Consider the following 18,216-nt stretch of genomic DNA (forward strand, 5'->3'; position numbering starts at 1 on the left):
CCCGATAGCAGTATTTCAGTCAATGAATGTGTTGACTGCCACACCGCTATCGGGAGCAAGCCCCCTCCCACATTTGTACCCCATGCATTCAGATAGAACTTCTCTCGCCGTCCCATCCTCCTAAATAACAAGCCCATCTCCCCGGTCACCCCATGGACCTCGTCATCGCCCGACCCGAAGGCCTCTATTGCCCCGCCGGGGATTTCTATATTGATCCCTGGCGCCCGGTGGAACGCTCCGTCATCACCCACGCCCACGGCGACCACGCCCGCACCGGCAACGAGCATTACCTGGCCGCCGCGCCCGGCGAAGGCATCCTGCGCTCGCGCCTCGGCCAGGACATCAACTTGCAGACGCTGGCCTACGGCGAACAACTCGTACACCACGGCGTCACGTTGAGTTTCCACCCGGCCGGACATGTCCTCGGTTCGGCCCAGGTGCGCCTGGAATACCAGGGCGAGGTCTGGGTCGCGTCGGGCGATTACAAGGTCGAGCCCGATGGCACCTGCGCGCCGTTCGAACCGGTGCGCTGCCACACCTTTATCACCGAATCCACCTTTGGCCTGCCGATCTATCGCTGGCAGCCGCAGGCGCAGATTTTTTCCGGTATCAACGACTGGTGGCAGGCCAATATCGCCGCCGGCAAAGCCAGCGTGTTGTTCTGCTATTCCTTCGGCAAGGCACAACGGATTCTGCACGGTATCGATGCCAGCATCGGTCCGATACTCAGCCATGGCGCCGTCGAGCCGTTGAACCGGGTCTACCGCGAAGCGGGTATCTACATCCCCGAAACGCTATACGCCGGCGACTTCAAAAAAAACGACCCGCTGCTGCGCCAGGCCCTGATCATCGCCCCGCCCTCCACCGGTGGCAGCACCTGGATACGTCGCTTTGGCGACTACAGCGACGCCTTCGCCAGCGGCTGGATGCGCCTGCGCGGCACGCGGCGGCGGCGCGGGGTCGATCGCGGCTTTGTGCTGTCGGACCATGCCGATTGGCCCGGGCTGTTGTGGGCGATTGAGCAGACCGGCGCCGAGCGGGTGATGGTCACCCACGGTTCGGTCGGCGTGCTGGTGCGCCATCTGCGCGAGAAAGGCCTGGATGCCCAAGGTTTCAGCACCGAATACGGCGACGACGAAGAAGAGGCCAGCGCATGAAAGCCTTCGCCGAGCTGTACGCCAACCTCGATGCCACGACCTCCAGCAACGCCAAGCTGGCGGCACTGCAAGCGTATTTCCGACAGGCACCGCCAGAGGATGCGGCCTGGGCGGTGTACTTCCTTTCCGGCGGGCGGCCGCGGCAATTGGTGCCGACCCGCCTGCTCAGGGACATGGCGACGCAAGCGGCGAACATCGAGCCGTGGTTGTTCGAAGAAAGCTACCAGTCCGTCGGCGATCTGGCGGAGACCATTTCCTTGCTGTTACCCGAATCCACCTACACCTCTGAAGATGGACTGGCGGTGTGGCTGGAAGACAAACTGTTACCGCTGCGTGGCCTTGCGCCGCTTGAACTGGCCGAGCGCCTGCCGGCGCTGTGGGTGCAACTGGATCAACCGAGCCTGATGGTGTGCATCAAGTTGATCACCGGCAGCTTTCGCGTGGGCGTGTCCAAACTGCTGGTGACCCGCGCGCTTGCCGCCATGGCCGGGCTCGACAGCAAGCGCGTGGCCCAACGGCTGGTGGGCTACACCGACCTGTCCAATCGCCCTACGGCCGCCGGCTATCTCAAGCTGATTGCCGCCGAATCATCCGACGAGCATGCGCAACGCGGCGGGCAGCCGTATCCGTTTTTTCTCGCCCATGGCTTGGCGCAACCAGTGGAGCAGTTTGACGCCCTGCTCGGCTCTCCCGCCGACTGGCAAGTGGAATGGAAGTTTGATGGCATTCGCGCGCAGTTGGTCAAGCGTGAAGGCCGCTTGTGGGTCTGGTCGCGCGGTGAAGAACTGGTGACCGAGCGGTTCCCCGAGCTTCACAGCCTGATCAGCGGCTTGCCCGACGGCACGGTGATCGACGGTGAAATTGTGGTCTGGAAAGAGGCGGTGCAACCCTTCGCCCTGCTGCAGCAGCGGATCGGCCGTAAGACATTGAGTAAAAAAGTGCTGGAGGATGCGCCGGTGGCGGTGCTCGCCTACGACCTGCTCGAATACCAGGGCGACGACTGGCGCAACCACACCCTGGCTGAACGCCGTACGCAGCTGGAACGCGTGATCGCGCAGTGCAACCAACCCGTGCTGTTGCCCTCACCACTGCTCGAGGGGCAAACCTGGGAAGCGTTGGCCGTGCAACGCGAAGCCTCCCGCAGCCTCGGCGTCGAAGGCATGATGATCAAGGATCGCAAAGGCCTTTACGGCGTGGGCCGCACTAAAGACATGGGCCTGTGGTGGAAGTGGAAGGTCGACCCGTTCAGCATCGACGCCGTGTTGATCTACGCCCAGCGCGGCCATGGCCGGCGCGCGAGCCTGTACAGCGATTACACCTTCGCGGTCTGGGATGGCCCGCCGGGCAGCGAGCGCACACTGGTGCCGTTCGCCAAGGCCTATTCGGGGCTGACTGACGAAGAAATGCGCAAGGTCGATGCGATCGTGCGCAAGACCACCGTGGAAAAATTCGGCCCGGTCAGCAGCGTCACGCCGAGCATGGTGTTTGAGTTGGGCTTTGAAGGGATCGCCCTGTCCAAGCGGCACAAGAGCGGCATTGCGGTGCGCTTTCCGCGGATGTTGCGCTGGCGACAGGATAAGCCGGTGGAGGAAGCCGACAGTCTCGCCACGCTGCAGGACTTGTTGGCCTGACAAAAATCAACTGTGGGAGGGGGCTTGCCCCCGATGGCGGTGTGTCAGTCAGAGCATTTGTGTCTGCCCCACCGCTATCGGGGGCAAGCCCCCTCCCACATTGGAATCTCCCCATGACCTGTAATGGTGCGACCTTTTCCGAATGCACATTAGTGGGCATTTCCTACACTTATAAATCCCTTATCCCACCTTTTAAAACGATCATTCGGAACTATGGTGCAGAAATTGCTACTTGTGCTGCGTCTGACACCGTTCAGTAACAGTCCTAAACGCGCCACAAGCGCTTATCTTGGTTTCCAGGGAACACATAATGAAAAAAGCATTGCTGACCCTTTCTGCACTGGCTCTGTGCATGGCTGCAGGTGTTGCAACCGCCAAGGAATACAAGGAATTGCGTTTCGGTGTCGATCCCTCCTACGCACCGTTCGAATCCAAGGCCGCCGACGGCAGCCTGGTGGGCTTCGATATTGACCTGGGCAACGCCATTTGTGCGGAACTGAAGGTCAAGTGCAAATGGGTTGAAAGCGACTTTGACGGCATGATTCCGGGCCTCAAAGCCAACAAGTTCGACGGTGTGATTTCTTCCATGACCGTGACCCCGGTGCGCGAGAAGGCGATCGACTTCTCCAACGAGCTGTTCTCGGGCCCTACTTCGCTGGTGTTCAAAAAAGGTGCAGGGTATTCGACGCCTGAATCGCTCAAGGGCAAATCCGTGGGCTATGAGCAAGGCACCATCCAGGAAGCCTACGCCAAGGCCGTGCTGGACAAGGCCGGTGTGACCACCAAGGCCTACGCCAACCAGGACCAGGTGTATGCCGACTTGACGTCCGGGCGCCTTGACGCTTCCGTGCAGGACATGCTGCAAGCCGAACTGGGCTTCCTCAAATCGCCGGCCGGTGCCGGCTACGAAGTCAGCGCCGCCATCGACGACCCACTGCTGCCTTCGAAAACCGCGATCGGTATCAAAAAAGGTAACACTGAGCTCAAGGCGCTTTTGGATAAAGGTATCAAAGCGTTACACGATGATGGCACCTACGCCACCATCCAGAAAAAACACTTTGGCGATCTGAACCTGTACAGCGGCAAATAATGCCTGGGGCGCCCCTTTTTCAAGGGGCGCTTTTTTATCGCCATAGGTCCTGATTTATGTTCGAAGATCTGTTGCAAACCCTCGGGCTGAGCGCGTTCAGCCTGAAGGGTTTCGGCCCGCTGTTGCTGCAAGGCACCTGGATGACCATCAAGTTGTCGGTGCTGTCCCTGGCCGTCAGCGTGTTGCTGGGCCTGCTCGGCGCCAGCGCCAAACTGTCCAGCCTGCCCGTGCTGCGTATCCCCGCCCAGCTCTACACCACATTGATTCGCGGCGTCCCCGACCTAGTGCTGATGCTGCTGATTTTCTACAGCCTGCAAACCTGGCTGACCGGCCTCACCGACTTCATGGAATGGGAATACATCGAGATCGACCCATTCAGCGCCGGGGTCATCACCCTGGGCTTTATCTACGGTGCTTATTTCACCGAGACCTTTCGAGGCGCGATCCTGGCCGTGCCCCGTGGTCAGCTGGAAGCCGCCACCGCCTACGGGCTCAAGCGCGGGCAACGGTTTCGCTACGTGACCTTCCCGCAAATGATGCGCTTTGCTCTGCCGGGCATCGGCAATAACTGGATGGTGATGCTCAAGGCCACCGCGCTGGTGTCGATCATCGGCCTGGCCGATCTGGTGAAAGCAGCCCAGGATGCCGGCAAGAGCACCTATCAACTGTTCTACTTCCTGGTACTGGCCGCGCTGATCTACCTGTTAATCACCAGCGCCTCCAATTTTGTCTTGCGCCGTCTTGAACGTCGCTACGCCGCAGGTTCACGGGAGGCCGTGCGATGATCGAGCTTTTGCAGGAATACTGGCGCCCGTTCCTTTATAGCGACGGCCAGCACATTACCGGCCTGGCCATGACCCTGTGGTTGCTCAGCGCGGCACTGGTGATCGGCTTTCTGGTGTCGATTCCACTGTCTATCGCCCGGGTATCGCGCAGGCGCCTGGTGCGCTGGCCGGTGCAGTTCTACACCTACCTGTTTCGCGGCACGCCGCTGTATATCCAGTTGCTGATTTGCTACACCGGCATCTACAGCCTTGCCGCCGTGCGTGCGCAACCGGTACTCGATGGGTTCTTTCGCGATGCGATGAACTGCACCATCCTGGCCTTCGCCCTCAACACCTGCGCCTACACCACGGAAATTTTCGCCGGGGCGATCCGCAGCATGGCGCACGGCGAAGTCGAAGCGGCCAAGGCCTACGGCCTCAGCGGCTGGAAGCTGTACGCCTATGTGATCATGCCGTCGGCACTGCGCCGTTCGTTGCCGTACTACAGCAATGAGGTGATCCTGATGCTGCATTCGACCACGGTGGCGTTTACCGCGACCATTCCGGATATCCTCAAGGTCGCCAGGGACGCAAACTCGGCCACCTTCATGACCTTTCAATCATTCGGCATCGCGGCATTGATCTACCTGGCCGTGACCTTTGCCCTGGTCGGCCTGTTTCGACTGGCGGAACGCCGCTGGCTGGCCTTTCTCGGGCCGAGCCATTAAGGAGCGCTCATGCGTCATCAGCAACATGACCTGATTGCGCCGGTGCCCGGCACGGCGCGACAGATTCACAGTTTCCACTTCGGCCCGGAGCAGGCGCAAAGCAAGGTCTACATCCAGTCCTCACTGCACGCCGATGAACTGCCGGGCATGCTGGTGGCCTGGCACTTGAAGGCGCGCCTGGCACAGTTGGCGGCGACCGGGCGCGTGCGCAGCGAAATCGTCCTGGTGCCGGTCGCCAACCCAGTGGGGCTGGAACAGGTGCTGATGGACGTCCCCCTGGGCCGCTACGAGCTGGAAAGCGGACAGAACTTCAATCGCCTGTTTGTCGACCTCAGCGACGCCGTCGGCGATCAGGTTGAAGACTTGCTGGGCAGTGATCCCCAACATAACGCCCGGTTGATCCGCACCGCGTTATCCGCCGCCCTGGCCGCGCAAACCGCGTCGACTCAACTGCACTCCCAGCGCCTGGTGCTGCAGCGCCTGGCGTGCGATGCCGACGTGGTGCTGGACCTGCACTGTGATTTCGAAGCCGTGGCGCACCTCTACACCACGCCCGAGGCCTGGCCGCAGGTGGAGCCGCTGGCGCGTTACCTGGGGTCGGAGGCCAACCTGCTGGCCACCGATTCCGGCGGGCAGTCCTTTGATGAATGTTTCACCCTGGTGTGGTGGCAGTTGCAGCAACGCTTCGGCACGCGCTTTCCGATCCCCATGGGCAGCTTTTCCGTGACCGTCGAATTGCGCGGTCAAGGCGACGTCAACCACGGCCTCGCGGCCCAGGACTGCCAGGCGATCATCAATTACCTGACCCACCTCGGCGCGATTGAAGGCGACGCGCCAGCACAGCCCGCACTGCCCTACCCGGCCACGCCACTGGCAGGCGTGGAGCCTGTGACCACAGCGGTGGGCGGCTTGCTGGTGTTCCACGCCTTGCCGGGGGAATACCTGGAGGCCGGGCAGCTTATCGCCGAAATCATCGACCCCATCACCGACCGCGTAACGCCTGTGCATTGCCGCAATGCCGGCCTGCTTTACGCCCGCTCGCTGCGACGCATGGCCACCGCCGGGATGGTGATCAGCCATGTCGCCGGCGCAGAGGCCTACCGCAGCGGCTACCTACTTTCGCCTTGAGGATGCACGCCCCATGTACAAATTGACCGTTGAAGGCCTGCATAAAAGCTATGGCGACAATGAAGTGCTCAAAGGTGTCTCGCTCAAGGCCAACACCGGCGACGTGATCAGCCTGATCGGCGCCAGCGGCTCGGGCAAGAGCACGTTCCTGCGCTGCATCAACTTCCTGGAAACCCCCAACGACGGCGCCATGACCCTGGATGGTCAAGTGATCCGCATGGTCAGCGACCGCCACGGCATGCGTGTGGCCGACGATGCCGAGTTGCAACGTTTGCGCACGCGGCTGGCTATGGTATTCCAGCACTTCAACCTGTGGAGCCACATGAGCGTGCTGGAAAACATCACCATGGCCCCGCGCCGCGTGCTGGGGTGCAGCAGAAAAGACGCCGAAGACCGCGCCCGCCGTTACCTGGATAAAGTCGGCCTGCCCGCGCGGGTGGCTGATCAATACCCGGCGTTTCTCTCCGGCGGCCAGCAGCAACGGGTCGCGATTGCCCGCGCCTTGGCGATGGAGCCCGAGGTGATGTTGTTCGATGAACCCACCTCGGCGCTGGACCCGGAATTGGTGGGTGAAGTGTTGAAAGTGATCCAGGGCCTGGCCGAAGAAGGCCGCACCATGATCATGGTGACCCATGAAATGAGCTTCGCGCGCAAAGTCTCAAGCCAGGTGCTGTTCCTGCACCAGGGCCTGGTGGAAGAGCAAGGTGCGCCGGCGGACGTGCTGGGCAATCCGAAGAGCGAGCGCCTGCAGCAATTCCTGAGCGGCAACTTGAAGTAAACCTTTGGGGCGCCTGGGGGGTCTGTGCATTAGAGCCTCCAGAGCGTCCGCTGCCGCATGGCAAAACCCGTCGACTTCGCCAAACAATGGTTTGCCACCCGCGGCTGGCGCCCGTTCGCCTTTCAGAAAGACGTGTGGAAGGCCGTCAAGGAGGGTCAGTCAGGCTTATTGCATGCCAGTACCGGCGCGGGTAAAACCTACGCGCTGTGGTTCGCAGCCCTCAATCGTTTCGCCGTAACGCGCCCACCTGCTCCCGGCAAGCGCAAGCCTGCGGCCGAACCCCTGACCGTGCTGTGGATCACGCCCATGCGTGCGTTGGCCGCCGACACCGCGCGCGCCCTCGAGGCGCCGTTGGCGGCATTGCAGATTCCCTGGAGCGTCGGCCTGCGCACGGGCGACACCAGCAGCAGCGAACGTGCGCGCCAGACCCGCCGCCAGCCCACCACGCTGATCACCACGCCGGAAAGCCTGACGCTGATGCTCGCGCGCGCCGACAGCGAGGTCAGCCTGGGGCATCTGCGCATGGTGGTGGTGGATGAGTGGCACGAACTGATCGGCAATAAACGCGGTGTGCAACTGCAATTGGCGTTGGCCCGGCTGCGGCGCTGGCACCCGGATTTGCTGGTGTGGGGTATTTCCGCAACCCTGGGTAATCAGGCGCAAGCGCTGGAGGTGTTGGTCCCACAGGGTGGCGGGATAAACGTGCAGGGGCAAACCGCCAAACAGCTGCAAGTGGACACACTGCTGCCGCCCACTGCCGAACGCTTTCCCTGGGCCGGACATATCGGTTTGAAGATGCTGCCGCAAGTCGTGGCGCAAGTGGATTCGAGCAGCAGCTGCCTGGTATTCACCAACACCCGCGCGCAATCGGAAATCTGGTATCAGGCGTTGCTCGAGGCCAGGCCGGACTGGGCCGGTCTGATTGCGCTGCATCACGGTTCGCTGTCGCGGGAAACCCGTGACTGGGTGGAGCGTGCGTTGAAAGAAGGCCAACTCAAGGCGGTGGTGTGCACCTCAAGCCTGGACCTGGGCGTGGACTTTCTGCCGGTGGAACGAGTGCTGCAGATCGGTTCGGCCAAGGGTGTGGCGCGCCTGATGCAACGCGCCGGCCGCTCGGGGCATGCACCGGGGCGGCCGTCACGGGTGACATTGGTACCGACCCACAGCCTGGAGCTGGTGGAAGCCGCCGCCGCCCAGGATGCGATTGCCCAGCGGCGCATTGAAGCCCGCGAATCACCGCACAAACCCTTGGATGTGCTGGTGCAGCATCTGGTCAGCATGGCCCTGGGCGGTGGGTTTACTCCCGACGCGCTGCTGGCGGAGGTACGCGGTGCCTGGGCCTACCGCGACCTGACCGACGCCGATTGGGCCTGGGCCCTGGCCTTTGTGCGCCATGGCGGGCTGTCGCTCACGGCCTATCCGGATTACCGCCGCGTCGAGCCCGACGAACAGGGCATCTGGCGCGTCCCCGACGCGCGCCTGGCACGCCGCCATCGCATGAGCGTGGGCACCATCGTCAGCGATGCGAGTATTCATCTGAAGTACTGGAGCAAGGGCGGCGGCGGCAAGAACCTGGGCAGTGTCGAGGAAGGCTTTATTGCACGGCTCAAGCCGGGGGATGGCTTTTTGTTCGCCGGGCGCCTGCTGGAGTTGGTGCGCGTGGAAAACATGACCGCCTATGTCCGCCGCAGCACCGCGAAAAAAGCCGCCGTGCCGCGCTGGAATGGCGGGCGCATGCCCCTTTCCAACGAGCTGGCGCAGGCGGTGATCGAGCGCTTTGACGCGGCGGCTCAGGGTCGCTTCGAGGGGCTGGAAATGCGTGCGGTGCAGCCGCTGTTGCAGACGCAATTGCGCTGGTCCGGCCTGCCGACCCGCGACCACTTGCTGGCGGAGTTTCTCAAGTCACGCGAGGGCTGGCACCTGTTTCTCTACCCCTTCGCGGGGCGTCAGGTGCATCTGGGGCTGGCAAGTTTGCTGGCGTGGCGCGTCAGCCGGCGGCAACCCGTGACTTTTTCCATCGCGGTCAATGATTACGGGCTGGAGCTGCTGAGCGCCACCGAGGTGCACTGGCCGGATATCTTCAGCGAGGCACTGCTCAGCCCGCAGGAGCTGCTGACGGATGTGGCAGAAAGCCTCAATGCCGGTGAACTGGCGTTGCGCCGCTTTCGCGAAATCGCGCGCATTGCCGGGCTGGTGTTCGCCGGCTATCCCGGTGCGCCGAAAAGTACTCGGCAGGTGCAGGCTTCCAGCGGGCTGTTCTTCGAAGTGTTCAAGCAATACGACCCGCAGAACCTGTTGCTGGCCCAGGCGGGGGAAGAAGTCCTGCGCAACGAACTCGACATTCAGCGCCTGGAGGAGACATTGCTGCGCCTGTCGGCGCTGCAACTGGACCTGCATGTGATCCAACGGCCTACGCCGCTGGCCTTCCCCCTGCTGGTGGAGCGGATGCGCGAAAGCCTGAGTTCGGAAAAACTCTCGGAGCGCATTGCGCGGATGGTCAAGGACCTGGAAAAAATTGCGGACAAAGGAAACGGTTAATGGCTTGTTCGATAACGCTTGAGGGTGAGCAGTTGTGGTTGCTGGCGGACAAGGCGGTGTACTGGCCGGCGCGCCACAGCCTGTTGATCGCCGACGCGCACTTTGGCAAGGCTTCGGCCTACCGCAGCCTCGGGCAACCGGTGCCCCAGGGCACCACCAGCGAAAACCTGCAGCGCCTGGACCGGCTGCTGGCGGCGTTTCCCTGCAATGAGGTGATCTTTCTCGGCGACTTCCTCCACGGCCCCGGCTCCCACGCCAGCGGCACCCTGGGCGCGCTCAGGGACTGGCGAGCGCGGCATGCCGAGTTGCCCATCACGTTGATTCGCGGCAACCACGATCAGCGCGCTGGCGATCCGCCTGCCGACTTGGGCATCGAGGTGGTTCCCGAGCCTCTCTTAATGGGCCCGTTCGCGCTGCAGCATGAACCGGACGCCCACCCCAGCCATCATGTGCTGGCCGGGCATGTCCATCCGGTGTATCGCTTGCGCGGCAGAGGTCGGCAGAGCCTGCGCCTGCCGTGCTTCCAGATAGGCGATCGCATCAGCCTGCTGCCGGCGTTTGGCGCATTCACCGGCGGGTATGCAGTGGAACAGGACAGTGAACGCCGAATCTTCGTGATCGGCGATCACCAGGTATGGCCCGTTCAGTGAACGCCGGTTAGGCGTGCGCGGATCAGGCCACGGGCGCGGGTGGTGGCTCATCCGGCAGGGTCGGCTCACCAGGTTCGGTAGGTTGCGGATAGTCCGGCTCAGGTTGACCGGGGATGCCGCCCGCATAAGCAGGGTCGGCCATCAAGGACCAGGCCAGAACACCAATCTGGTTGGGTTCAAGCCGGGCAAGTTCTGCGCTGATTCGCGGGTTGATCTTCATAGGGCACTCCTCAAGCGTGGCTCGACGCGTTTCACACGCGCCGAGGCAGTACACCTAGATAGAGTCACTTTCTGCAGACTAATTCCCTTTAAGCGTAGGAGCTTTCTATCAAGCGCGTGGGAGAGTAACGCCACGCTGGCCCTGATACTTGCCCGCACGGTCCTTGTAGGACACTTCACACGCCTCATCGGACTGCAGGAACAGCATCTGTGCCACGCCTTCGTTGGCGTAGATTTTCGCCGGCAAGGTGGTGGTGTTGGAGAACTCCAGGGTTACGTGGCCTTCCCACTCGGGCTCCAGCGGCGTGACGTTGACGATGATGCCGCAACGGGCATAAGTGCTTTTACCCAGGCAGATGGTCAATACGTCCCGTGGAATACGGAAGAATTCCACGGTGCGGGCCAGGGCGAAGGAGTTTGGCGGAATGATGCACACGTCGCTCTTGACGTCGACGAAGCTTTTTTCGTCGAAGTTCTTCGGATCGACGATCGCCGAGTTGATATTGGTGAACACCTTGAATTCATCGGCGCAACGCACGTCGTAGCCATAGCTGGAAACCCCGTACGAAATCACGCGTTCGTCACCTTCGCCACGAATCTGGCGCTCGACGAACGGTTCGATCATGCCGTGTTCCTGCGCCATGCGGCGAATCCACTTGTCCGATTTGATGCTCATGGCGGTGTCCTGAATAGCGAGGTGGAAAAATTCTGTGGGGCATCTTACCGGGGCCGGCGGTGGGGTTCAAAGGGCGCACCGCTTTTAATGACGAATGCACCGGTGTCCATAACCCCCAGCCAACGGGGCCGGGGCTCCTGGCGCAGTTTTACGGGACAATAAATACCACCGCCAGCGACGAAATTAGAGAAACCTGCGGAAATACCATTGGCACGTTCCGGAAAAAGGGTTAAGGTGGCGTCACTGTGTTGCTTGTGTCACTGAGAATCTCTACACGATATGTTGAATTTCGATCCAACCATCTCCAAGAATTTTTCCTGCTCTTTGCACTCAGTCTCGGCCAGGGCTTTTCCTGAGTCGCAGTTAACTTTGTTCAAGGAGTTACACCATGTCTAATCGCCAAACTGGTACCGTTAAGTGGTTCAACGATGAAAAAGGCTTCGGCTTCATCACTCCACAATCCGGTGACGACCTGTTCGTTCACTTCAAAGCTATCCAATCCGACGGCTTCAAAAGCCTGAAAGAAGGCCAACAGGTTTCTTTCATCGCTACCCGCGGTCAGAAAGGCATGCAAGCTGAAGAAGTTCAAGTTATCTAACTTGTACTGACTTAGTCGAAAAGACCCCGCCCTCAAAAGCGGGGTTTTTTTATGCCTGGGAAAATGTGGGAGGGGGCTTGCCCCCGATAGCGGTGTGTCAGTCAAAGCCTATATCGACTGAAGCGCCGCCATCGGGGGCAAGCCCCCTCCCACATTCAAGCCTTCAAGCAGGGTCGTTATTGAAACAACGACTCACTCGACAAGCCGTTCTTCTCCAGGATCTCGCGCAAGCGCTTGAGACCTTCTACCTGAATCTGCCGAACCCGCTCACGGGTCAGACCGATCTCCAGGCCTACGTCCTCCAACGTGCTGCTCTCATGGCCGCGCAGGCCGAAGCGGCGAATCACCACCTCACGCTGCTTATCCGTGAGCTCCGACAGCCACTGGTCGATGCTTTGGGACAAATCGTCGTCCTGCAACAGCTCGCAAGGATCCGTCGGACGATCATCCGTCAGGGTGTCCAGCAGGGTTTTATCCGAATCCGGACCCAGCGAGACGTCAACCGAAGACACGCGCTCGTTCAGGCCGAGCATGCGCTTGACCTCCCCTACCGGTTTTTCCAGCAGGTTGGCGATTTCTTCGGGCGAAGGTTCATGATCGAGTTTCTGTGTCAGCTCCCGTGCTGCCCGCAGGTAGACGTTGAGCTCCTTGACCACATGGATCGGCAACCGGATCGTGCGGGTCTGATTCATGATCGCCCGTTCGATGGTCTGGCGAATCCACCAGGTGGCATAGGTCGAGAAGCGAAAGCCCCGCTCAGGGTCGAACTTCTCCACCGCCCGGATCAAGCCCAGGTTGCCCTCCTCGATCAAGTCCAGCAGCGACAATCCGCGATTGACGTAGCGTCGGGCGATTTTAACCACCAGCCGCAGGTTGCTTTCAATCATGCGTTTGCGCCCAGCCGGATCACCCTTCTGCGACAGACGCGCAAAATGGACTTCTTCTTCGGGGGTGAGCAGAGGGGAAAAGCCGATTTCATTGAGGTACAACTGGGTCGCATCGAGCGCCCGGGTGTAGTCGATGTACTTGTGTTGCTTTAACGCGGAGGAGTTCTTGGATTTGGTGCGAACCGAGGGGGGTGAAGCCCTCTCATTATCTGACATCGTTTCCGTAGCGATGCCGGTCTCCATAAGGAGAACCTCATCGTCGATGTCAAACTCCGGCGCTTCTTTACTGAGAGCCATTGTTATAGTCCTTTGGTGAGTTCGACCTCAAGCTCAAGCGACGCCTTTATCCTTGGCAACGCTGGAGCCTGTTCCTTCTACGTGAGGGAACAGGCTGGCAACACATCAACGACGGGGTAGGAATTGCAGTGGATCTACAGGTTTGCCCTGACGGCGAATCTCAAAGTGCAGTTTCACCCGGTCTGTCCCCGTTGAACCCATTTCGGCAATCGTCTGTCCGACCTTGACCTGCTGCCCCTCCCGAACCAACAACCTGCGGTTATGACCGTAGGCACTGACGTAGGTATCGCTGTGTTTGATGATGACCAGCTCGCCGTAGCCCCGTAGACCACTCCCGGCGTACACCACTGTCCCATCAGACGCAGCCAAAACAGGCTGTCCCAAATCCCCGGCGATATCAATGCCTTTATTCAAACTGCCGTTTGAAGAGAATTTTCCAATCAACACACCATTTGAGGGCCATCCCCAACCGGTCGGCGCAGGCCCCGCAGGAGGCAATGGCGCGGGCGCCGGCTTGCTCGCCACCGAAGGCGCGGCGGTGCCGGCCGGCCGCGTGAATACGGTGGTTTTGCTCGAAGAGGAAGACGAAGAACCGGACTTTGTCACGACTGCCGTAGGCGCCGAACCGGTGCGACCGTCGAAACGAATCGTCTGCCCCGGATGTATCGTATAAGGCAGGGGAATGTTGTTACGAGCTGCAAGCGCCTTGTAATCCCAGCCGTAACGGAAGGCAATCGAGAACAACGTGTCGCCCTTGCGTACAACGTACTGGCCCGTGGTCACCATCGGCTTTTGCGGTGCCGCATTCGTGCGGTCGACCACCCGCGCACCACCGGATGGCGTGCTCGAGCAGGCGGCCAGTAAGGAACTCAAGACAAGGCCAAGCACCAGTCGCTGAAAGCTTGTTTTACTCATTCGCTGCGCAGGACCTGTGAGACTCACCCGCCGCTCCCTTTGTGGTGGCTGAACGTTAACGCCCGTATCAGGCTTGAAATATGACGCAAGTATAACTGGGCACTGGCTTTTTACCGGCACACGGCTGAAACGAAAAATTCATCGTGTTCAATGCCGGCTCCCACCGTTGTTGAATCTATAGACCCCGCTGTAAGACACATCCGCGTCTATGGAATTCACTAACAGGGAATAAATGTCAGGCCAGCGGGCCATTGAGCAACGGCACGAACCGCACGGCGCCAAGCACATGCCGGGAAAAGCCGTCGTCCTCTCGAATGATGAGCATCAATTGTTGCACTTCGCCGGAGCCCACCGGGATGACCAGTCGACCGCCAGGCGCCAACTGGTCCAGCAACGCTTGCGGCACATCGGTGGCCACTGCAGTCACGATGATGCCGTTGTAGGGCGCCAATGCAGGCCAGCCTTCCCAGCCATCCCCCCAACGAAACACCACGTTACGCAGGTTCAGCTCCACCAGGCGCTCCTTGGCTCGGTCCTGCAACACCTTGATGCGTTCAACCGAGAACACCCGCTCGACCAACTGGGACAACACGGCGGTCTGGTAGCCGGAGCCGGTGCCGATTTCCAGCACCTTGTCCAACGGGCCCGCGGCCAGCAACAGTTCGCTCATGCGCGCGACCATATAGGGCTGGGAGATGGTCTGGTTGTGGCCGATCGGCAGCGCGGTGTCTTCGTAGGCGCGGTGCGCCAGGGCTTCGTCGACAAACAGATGCCGAGGCGTGCGCCTTATAACTTCCAGCACCTGCGCATTGGACAGGCCTTCTTCGTACAGACGCTGGATCAAACGCTCGCGGGTGCGCTGGGAGGTCATCCCGATGCCACGGCGCAGCAGGTCGTCCTGTTCACGAGCCATCAGCGCAGTCCCTCCAGCCAGCCATCCAGACCACTGAAGGCATCACTGAAGGTGCGATCGAATTGCAACGGGGTAATCGATACATAACCTTGCATCACCGCATGAAAGTCCGTGCCCTCGCCACCATCCTCGGCGTCGCCGGCCGCCGCGATCCAATAGCCTTCCCTGCCACGCGGGTCGACCACCTTCAAGGGGGCCGCCGCACGGGCACGGTGCCCCAGCCGCGTCAGCTGGATGCCGCGAATATGGTCCAGAGGCAGGTTGGGGATATTGACGTTGAGCACGGTGCGCGGCGGCAGGTCCAAAGAACCGTGCGCCTCCACCAGCTTGCGCGCGTAATACGCCGCCGTGGCCAGGTTATCCAGTTGCCGGGAGGCGAAGGAAAACGCGAACCCGATCCCGCCCAGAAAGCGCCCTTCGAGGGCTGCCGCCACGGTGCCGGAATACAGCACATCGTCGCCCAGGTTCGCGCCGAGGTTGATGCCCGACACCACCAGGTCCGGCGCGTGTTCCAGCAGGCTGTTGATCGCCAGATGCACGCAGTCGGTGGGCGTGCCGTTCACGCTGATAAAGCCATTGGCCAGGACCTTGGGGTGCAACGGACGGTCGAGCGTCAGCGAACTGCTGGCGCCGCTCTTGTCCTGGTCGGGGGCAACCACCACGCACTCGGCGTAATCCGCCAGCGCAGCATGAAGCGCGGCGAGACCGGGTGCGGTGGCACCGTCATCGTTTGATATCAGAATACGCATGGGTTGTCCGTCGGCCCCACCGGCACCAGATCAACAAGCTCGCGCACCAATACAGTGGCAAAGCATCCGGCCGGCAGGACGAATTCCAATTGCAGAATGTCAGGCCCGGGATAATGCCACGTCAACCCGCCAATGGGCAGTCGCAGAATGCGACGTTCTTGGCTCATGCCCGCATTCACTAGCCAATCACGCAGGTCAGCTTCTGCGGCGGCGACAGATTGTTCCAGTTCGTACGTAGGACCCTTCGCCGGCGACTCGCCCTCGCCCCACTGCGGGCCGGTGGGGTGCAGGTCCAGGATCGCCAGGCGCGGATCGCTGCATTCAGCCTCCCCGGCCGGGAAAAAGCTGCGGCTGTCGGTGAAGGCGAGCAGGTCGCCGACCTGGGCGCGTTGCCACGAGCCGTCAGCGACGCGTGCCGCCAACACTTTGTTGAACAGAAAGCTTCGGGCGGTGGACAGCAGCCGCGACCGTACATTGCGCTGTTCCGGCAAGGCCTTGCGCGCAGCCCAGTCACGGGCATCGACGACATTGCCGCCGTTGTGGCCAAAGCGCTGGGCGCCGAAATAGTTGGGAATGCCGTGCCGGGCAATCAATTGCAGGCGCGCATCAAGGGCGGCGGTATCACCGGCCAACTGGGTCAGGCGCAAGGTGAAGCCGTTGGCGGCATGGGCACCGCGCTGCAGCTTGCGTTTGTGCCGGGCGGTGTTCAGGATCCTGAGCGTGTCGTTCTCGGCGGCACTCATGTCCGGGTCGGCCTTGCCGGGCAGTTGCACGCTGAACCACTGGCGGGTCAACGCCTGGCGATCCTTGAGCCCGGCATAGCTGACTGTGCGCAACGGCACGCCCGCCGCCTTGGCGATACGCCGCGCCGCTTCCTCGGTATTCAGGCCGCGCTTCTCCACCCACAACCACAAGTGTTCGCCCTCGCCGGTCAGCGGGATGTCGAGCACTTCGTCTACCTGGAAATCTTCGGCAGTGGCCTTCAGCACCGCGCTGCCCAAGGCCTCGCCATAGGCACGCGGGCCGAGTAATTCAAATTCGTTCATGCGCGCAGCAACAAGGCGACGGAGTGCACGGCGATGCCCTCTTCACGACCGGTGAACCCGAGCTTTTCGGTGGTGGTGGCTTTCACGTTGACTTGGTCCAATTCTATTTGCAGGTCTGCGGCAATGAGGGCACGCATGGATTCGATGTGCGGGGCCATTTTTGGCGCCTGGGCCACGATGGTGTTATCGACGTTACCGACTTTCCAGCCCCTGGCATGGATCAAACCCACGACATGGCGCAGCAGGACACGACTGTCCGCGCCCTTGAAGGTTGGATCGGTGTCCGGAAAATGCTTGCCGATATCACCCAACGCCGCTGCGCCGAGCAATGCATCGCTCAAGGCGTGCAGGACAACGTCGCCGTCGGAATGAGCCAGCAGCCCATGATGATGCGCGATACGCACGCCGCCCAAAGTGATGAAATCGCCTTCAGCGAAACGGTGCACATCGTAGCCGTGGCCAATACGCATAAAAAAACGCCCCGATTTAATTCAGGGCGTGATTCTACCTACTTTTGCCTCACATTAACCGAGCAAAGCACGACCATGATGGCGCAAATGGTCATCGATGAAGCTGGCGATAAAGAAGTAGCTGTGGTCATAGCCAGGTTGCAGGCGCAGTTCCAGCGGATGGCCGGCGGCCTTGGCCGCTTGCTGCAGGGCCTCGGGCTTGAGCTGCACGGCGAGGAAATCGTCGCGATCGCCCTGGTCCACCAACAGCGGCAACTGTTCGGAGGCTTCGCTGATCAGTACGCAGGCATCCCATTCACGCCACTTCGAGCGCTCCTCTCCCAGATAATGGGAAAAGGCTTTCTGGCCCCAGGGACAATCCATCGGATTGCTGATCGGCGAAAACGCCGACACTGACTGGTAACGCCCGGGGTTGCGCAGCGCGCAGACCAGCGCACCGTGGCCGCCCATCGAGTGACCGCTGACGCCGCGCTTGTCCGAAGCCGGAAAATGCGCTTCCACCAACGCCGGCAATTCCTGCACCACGTAATCATGCATCCGATAATGCCTGGCCCAGGGTTGCTGGGTGGCATTGAGGTAAAAACCCGCGCCGAGGCCGAAGTCCCAGGCATTGTCCGGGTCATCGGGCACACCGGGGCCCCGAGGACTGGTATCCGGTGCCACGATGATCAAGCCCAGCTCGGCGGCCATGCGCTGGGCGCCGGCCTTCTGCATGAAGTTCTCGTCGGTGCAGGTCAGGCCGGACAGCCAATACAGCACCGGCAGCTTGCCGCCCTGCTCCGCTTGCGGCGGCAGGTAGACCGCGAAGGTCATGTCGCAATCGAGCACATCGGAGTGATGCTTATAGCGTTTGTGCCAGCCGCCGAAGCTTTTCTGGCAGGAAATATTTTCCAGGGGCATGGGAATTCTCCCAGCTGCAAGTTGCAAGCTTCAAGCGGCAAGAAGGCGTACAGCCACTTGCAGCTTGTAGCTTGTCACTTAC

Annotated in this window: 19 protein-coding genes; 10 read left to right on the forward strand and 9 right to left on the reverse strand. The window is 61.2% G+C overall.

What is annotated here, in order from left to right; translation table 11 throughout:
* The first annotated feature begins 152 nt into the window (after positions 1-152).
* The 9 genes from BFQ00_RS05430 to pdeM all read left to right on the forward strand — a co-directional run bounded on the left by BFQ00_RS05430 (position 153) and on the right by pdeM (position 10,464).
* Positions 153-1,157, forward strand: a complete 1,005-nt coding sequence (locus BFQ00_RS05430; RefSeq protein WP_065886120.1) for a ligase-associated DNA damage response exonuclease — start codon at positions 153-155, stop codon at positions 1,155-1,157.
* Positions 1,154-2,788, forward strand: a complete 1,635-nt coding sequence (locus tag BFQ00_RS05435; protein WP_065932843.1) for an ATP-dependent DNA ligase — start codon at positions 1,154-1,156, stop codon at positions 2,786-2,788. The genes BFQ00_RS05430 and BFQ00_RS05435 overlap by 4 nt, the downstream gene beginning before the upstream one ends.
* Positions 2,789-3,098: 310 nt before the next feature.
* Complete coding sequence (locus BFQ00_RS05440; RefSeq protein WP_057723170.1) at positions 3,099-3,878, forward strand: transporter substrate-binding domain-containing protein; 780 nt, start codon at positions 3,099-3,101, stop codon at positions 3,876-3,878.
* A 56-nt stretch (positions 3,879-3,934) separates the two neighbouring features.
* Positions 3,935-4,663 (forward strand): ABC transporter permease, encoded by a 729-nt coding sequence (locus BFQ00_RS05445; RefSeq protein ID WP_065893388.1) that lies wholly within the window; start codon positions 3,935-3,937, stop codon positions 4,661-4,663.
* The gene (locus BFQ00_RS05450; RefSeq protein WP_065893387.1) at positions 4,660-5,370 is read left to right on the forward strand and encodes an ABC transporter permease; all 711 of its coding nucleotides are present in this window, start codon (positions 4,660-4,662) and stop codon (positions 5,368-5,370) included. The genes BFQ00_RS05445 and BFQ00_RS05450 overlap by 4 nt, the downstream gene beginning before the upstream one ends.
* A gap of 9 nt (positions 5,371-5,379) precedes the next feature.
* Entirely contained in the window at positions 5,380-6,498 is a 1,119-nt protein-coding gene (locus BFQ00_RS05455; RefSeq protein WP_065932844.1) for a succinylglutamate desuccinylase/aspartoacylase family protein, read from the forward strand.
* Between the two features lie 13 nt (positions 6,499-6,511).
* On the forward strand, positions 6,512-7,276 hold the full coding sequence (locus BFQ00_RS05460) for an ABC transporter ATP-binding protein (RefSeq protein WP_065886115.1): 765 nt from the start codon (positions 6,512-6,514) through the stop codon (positions 7,274-7,276).
* Between the two features lie 57 nt (positions 7,277-7,333).
* Complete coding sequence (locus tag BFQ00_RS05465) at positions 7,334-9,814, forward strand: ligase-associated DNA damage response DEXH box helicase (protein ID WP_065932845.1); 2,481 nt, start codon at positions 7,334-7,336, stop codon at positions 9,812-9,814.
* Positions 9,814-10,464, forward strand: coding sequence for a ligase-associated DNA damage response endonuclease PdeM (gene pdeM, locus BFQ00_RS05470; protein WP_065932846.1), 651 nt, complete (start codon positions 9,814-9,816; stop codon positions 10,462-10,464). Before BFQ00_RS05465 ends, pdeM begins: the two co-directional genes overlap by 1 nt.
* Positions 10,465-10,486: 22 nt before the next feature.
* Here pdeM and BFQ00_RS05475 read toward each other — a convergent pair whose 3' ends face one another.
* Entirely contained in the window at positions 10,487-10,684 is a 198-nt protein-coding gene (locus BFQ00_RS05475; RefSeq protein ID WP_065886112.1) for a hypothetical protein, read from the reverse strand.
* Positions 10,685-10,792: 108 nt separating this feature from the next.
* A complete protein-coding gene (dcd, locus tag BFQ00_RS05480) occupies positions 10,793-11,359 on the reverse strand; it encodes a dCTP deaminase (protein WP_003189215.1) in 567 nt (188 codons plus the stop codon).
* Between the two features lie 388 nt (positions 11,360-11,747).
* Here dcd and BFQ00_RS05485 point away from each other — a divergent pair, with 388 nt between their 5' ends.
* Positions 11,748-11,957 carry a cold-shock protein gene (locus BFQ00_RS05485; protein WP_002554837.1) on the forward strand — a complete coding sequence of 70 codons (210 nt, stop codon included), beginning with the start codon at positions 11,748-11,750 and terminating at the stop codon, positions 11,955-11,957.
* A gap of 176 nt (positions 11,958-12,133) precedes the next feature.
* On the opposite strand, the gene rpoS is transcribed toward BFQ00_RS05485, so the two are convergent.
* The 7 genes from rpoS to fghA form a co-directional block, all read right to left on the reverse strand.
* Positions 12,134-13,141, reverse strand: coding sequence for an RNA polymerase sigma factor RpoS (gene rpoS / locus BFQ00_RS05490; RefSeq protein ID WP_065886111.1), 1,008 nt, complete (start codon positions 13,139-13,141; stop codon positions 12,134-12,136).
* Between the two features lie 105 nt (positions 13,142-13,246).
* Positions 13,247-14,083 carry a peptidoglycan DD-metalloendopeptidase family protein gene (locus tag BFQ00_RS05495; RefSeq protein ID WP_065932847.1) on the reverse strand — a complete coding sequence of 279 codons (837 nt, stop codon included), beginning with the start codon at positions 14,081-14,083 and terminating at the stop codon, positions 13,247-13,249.
* A gap of 208 nt (positions 14,084-14,291) precedes the next feature.
* Complete coding sequence (locus BFQ00_RS05500; RefSeq protein ID WP_170827533.1) at positions 14,292-14,927, reverse strand: protein-L-isoaspartate(D-aspartate) O-methyltransferase; 636 nt, start codon at positions 14,925-14,927, stop codon at positions 14,292-14,294.
* Between the two features lie 41 nt (positions 14,928-14,968).
* Entirely contained in the window at positions 14,969-15,718 is a 750-nt protein-coding gene (surE, locus tag BFQ00_RS05505) for a 5'/3'-nucleotidase SurE (RefSeq protein WP_065886108.1), read from the reverse strand.
* On the reverse strand, positions 15,706-16,764 hold the full coding sequence (gene truD / locus BFQ00_RS05510; protein WP_065932848.1) for a tRNA pseudouridine(13) synthase TruD: 1,059 nt from the start codon (positions 16,762-16,764) through the stop codon (positions 15,706-15,708). The genes surE and truD overlap by 13 nt, the downstream gene beginning before the upstream one ends.
* On the reverse strand, positions 16,761-17,234 hold the full coding sequence (gene ispF, locus BFQ00_RS05515) for a 2-C-methyl-D-erythritol 2,4-cyclodiphosphate synthase (protein ID WP_057723182.1): 474 nt from the start codon (positions 17,232-17,234) through the stop codon (positions 16,761-16,763). Before ispF ends, truD begins: the two co-directional genes overlap by 4 nt.
* 54 nt (positions 17,235-17,288) lie before the next feature.
* Positions 17,289-18,134, reverse strand: coding sequence for an S-formylglutathione hydrolase (fghA, locus tag BFQ00_RS05520; protein WP_065932849.1), 846 nt, complete (start codon positions 18,132-18,134; stop codon positions 17,289-17,291).
* Positions 18,135-18,216 lie beyond the last annotated feature (82 nt).

Source organism: Pseudomonas sp. 28 E 9 (assembly GCF_900004785.1).
GTDB lineage: Bacteria > Pseudomonadota > Gammaproteobacteria > Pseudomonadales > Pseudomonadaceae > Aquipseudomonas > Aquipseudomonas orientalis_A.

What these genes read in the sequence shown, in the direction of transcription:
- BFQ00_RS05485 (WP_002554837.1), top strand. Translation starts at nt 11,748, where the DNA reads ATGTCTAATCGCCAAACTGGTACCGTTAAGTGGTTCAACGATGAAAAA.
- dcd (WP_003189215.1), bottom strand. Translation starts at nt 11,359, where the DNA reads ATGAGCATCAAATCGGACAAGTGGATTCGCCGCATGGCGCAGGAACAC.
- BFQ00_RS05440 (WP_057723170.1), top strand. Translation starts at nt 3,099, where the DNA reads ATGAAAAAAGCATTGCTGACCCTTTCTGCACTGGCTCTGTGCATGGCT.
- surE (WP_065886108.1), bottom strand. Translation starts at nt 15,718, where the DNA reads ATGCGTATTCTGATATCAAACGATGACGGTGCCACCGCACCCGGTCTC.
- pdeM (WP_065932846.1), top strand. Translation starts at nt 9,814, where the DNA reads ATGGCTTGTTCGATAACGCTTGAGGGTGAGCAGTTGTGGTTGCTGGCG.
- BFQ00_RS05435 (WP_065932843.1), top strand. Translation starts at nt 1,154, where the DNA reads ATGAAAGCCTTCGCCGAGCTGTACGCCAACCTCGATGCCACGACCTCC.
- BFQ00_RS05475 (WP_065886112.1), bottom strand. Translation starts at nt 10,684, where the DNA reads ATGAAGATCAACCCGCGAATCAGCGCAGAACTTGCCCGGCTTGAACCC.
- BFQ00_RS05455 (WP_065932844.1), top strand. Translation starts at nt 5,380, where the DNA reads ATGCGTCATCAGCAACATGACCTGATTGCGCCGGTGCCCGGCACGGCG.
- ispF (WP_057723182.1), bottom strand. Translation starts at nt 17,234, where the DNA reads ATGCGTATTGGCCACGGCTACGATGTGCACCGTTTCGCTGAAGGCGAT.
- fghA (WP_065932849.1), bottom strand. Translation starts at nt 18,134, where the DNA reads ATGCCCCTGGAAAATATTTCCTGCCAGAAAAGCTTCGGCGGCTGGCAC.
- rpoS (WP_065886111.1), bottom strand. Translation starts at nt 13,141, where the DNA reads ATGGCTCTCAGTAAAGAAGCGCCGGAGTTTGACATCGACGATGAGGTT.
- BFQ00_RS05500 (WP_170827533.1), bottom strand. Translation starts at nt 14,927, where the DNA reads ATGACCTCCCAGCGCACCCGCGAGCGTTTGATCCAGCGTCTGTACGAA.
- BFQ00_RS05450 (WP_065893387.1), top strand. Translation starts at nt 4,660, where the DNA reads ATGATCGAGCTTTTGCAGGAATACTGGCGCCCGTTCCTTTATAGCGAC.
- BFQ00_RS05460 (WP_065886115.1), top strand. Translation starts at nt 6,512, where the DNA reads ATGTACAAATTGACCGTTGAAGGCCTGCATAAAAGCTATGGCGACAAT.
- truD (WP_065932848.1), bottom strand. Translation starts at nt 16,764, where the DNA reads ATGAACGAATTTGAATTACTCGGCCCGCGTGCCTATGGCGAGGCCTTG.
- BFQ00_RS05445 (WP_065893388.1), top strand. Translation starts at nt 3,935, where the DNA reads ATGTTCGAAGATCTGTTGCAAACCCTCGGGCTGAGCGCGTTCAGCCTG.
- BFQ00_RS05430 (WP_065886120.1), top strand. Translation starts at nt 153, where the DNA reads ATGGACCTCGTCATCGCCCGACCCGAAGGCCTCTATTGCCCCGCCGGG.
- BFQ00_RS05465 (WP_065932845.1), top strand. Translation starts at nt 7,334, where the DNA reads ATGGCAAAACCCGTCGACTTCGCCAAACAATGGTTTGCCACCCGCGGC.